General features: G+C 38.6%; 2 protein-coding genes. One reads left to right on the top strand and one right to left on the bottom strand.

The genetic code is table 11. The features are described from left to right. On the bottom strand, nt 1-291 hold a 291-nt coding region (gene yajC / locus ACS8FD_RS14220), incomplete at its 3' end, for a preprotein translocase subunit YajC (protein WP_439276344.1). Nucleotides 292-833: 542 nt separating this feature from the next. Here yajC and ACS8FD_RS14215 point away from each other — a divergent pair. Beyond that, the coding region (locus ACS8FD_RS14215; protein ID WP_439276343.1) for a CNNM domain-containing protein at nt 834-1,520 on the top strand (687 nt) is incomplete at its 3' end.

Here is a 1,520-nt window from a genome sequence, read left to right as displayed (position 1 = left end):
AGAAGCTCGTTGTACTTTAATGTCAGTATTGTTGTTTAAGCTAATAATAGCGTAGTCGCCTTCAAGGCTTTTGATGCGGCCCATAAGCCCACCAGCGAAAATCACTTCGCTGCCAACAGTTAAAGCATTTACCATAGCACGATGCTCTTTGGTACGCTTCGATTGAGGACGAATGACTAAAAAGTAAAAAATTGCAAAAAAAGCTACTGGCAATAGAATTTGACCAAACAGTGATGCGCCGCCTGCGGCTTCAGGAGCAGCAGCATGGGCAGCTTGAATAAATAAGCTCATAATTTCTCTCAATAAGTCATAGGGAACGATAAAATTAAACGCATAGTAACAAAAAATCCCAATCTTGGTAACTGTTAATCATGGGATGAAGGTATTTTCCTTAACGTACTGGCATACTAGCAGCCGATATCTAGTGCGACAATCCCTTTAAGCAGTAACTAACTAAAATAAAATGACGATATATTGAAATATACTAAGTCAGTAGATATTGAATTTGTGTCAATTTGACACCACCAATAAGAGCATTACTCATACAATTTTATTACTATGTTTTTTATTTAAAATAGGGTGTTTTTTGGACAGGTAGATAGCACGACATTTAATTGTTAAATATAAGCATCAGTGCTAATATCAAATGATTGATTATATCGTCTGTTAGCGTAAGGAGTCGCGGGTTTGTCGTTCTTATTATATAGAGCTATTTTATTCGTTAAGCTTTGTTCATTGTGAGTTAAACGCGAGCAGTCACTGTATTTACTAGCAATAAAGCTCATTGTATTTTATCCTTTTCCATTCTTTTTTCATTGTTTAGGTTACCTAACTTGTTCACCATTTTTTCGTTTACACCTCGTCTATGTTGTCCACGCGCTCATCGTAAAGAAGCGCCTGCTGAACCTCCCCCGACGACGCGTTATTCTCGTCCTAGCACAAAGGTAGTATTTGGTCTATCAGCATTGATGACTGTATTAATCACTGCTTTACCTCATTCAGCACAGGCGGCTTTATCACAAGCTGCTGAAACCCCAGCATCAGCGGCACCAACAGCTACCAGCATTTTTTTACTTATACTTTTTGTTGCTATCGCTATTGGTATATCGTTTATTTGTTCTTTAGCAGAGTCCGCATTACTCAGTATGACCCCTTCGTATATCGCTGATGTCGAAGAAAGCAATCCTAACAAAGCAAACATGTTAAGACGTTTAAAGATTGACAATATTGACCAGTCTTTAGCGGCTATTTTGACATTGAATACGGTTGCCCATACGCTAGGTTCGATTGGTGCTGGTGCACAGGCAACGATTGTCTTTGGCAGCGCATGGTTTGGTCTATTTTCTGCAATCATGACTTTGGCGATTTTGTTCTTATCTGAAATTATTCCAAAAACATTAGGAACGGTTTATTGGCGTCAGCTAAGCGGCATAGTAGCTTACTTTGTACGCGGTATTGTTCTTATACTCTATCCTCTGATTTGGTTTTCAGAACGTTTGACAAAATTACTAGTACGCAGT

It is taken from the genome of Psychrobacter sp. 1U2 (genome assembly GCF_051847575.1).
Note: the sequence above shows the minus strand (reverse complement) of the source record. Positions and strands in the feature narration are given on the sequence as shown.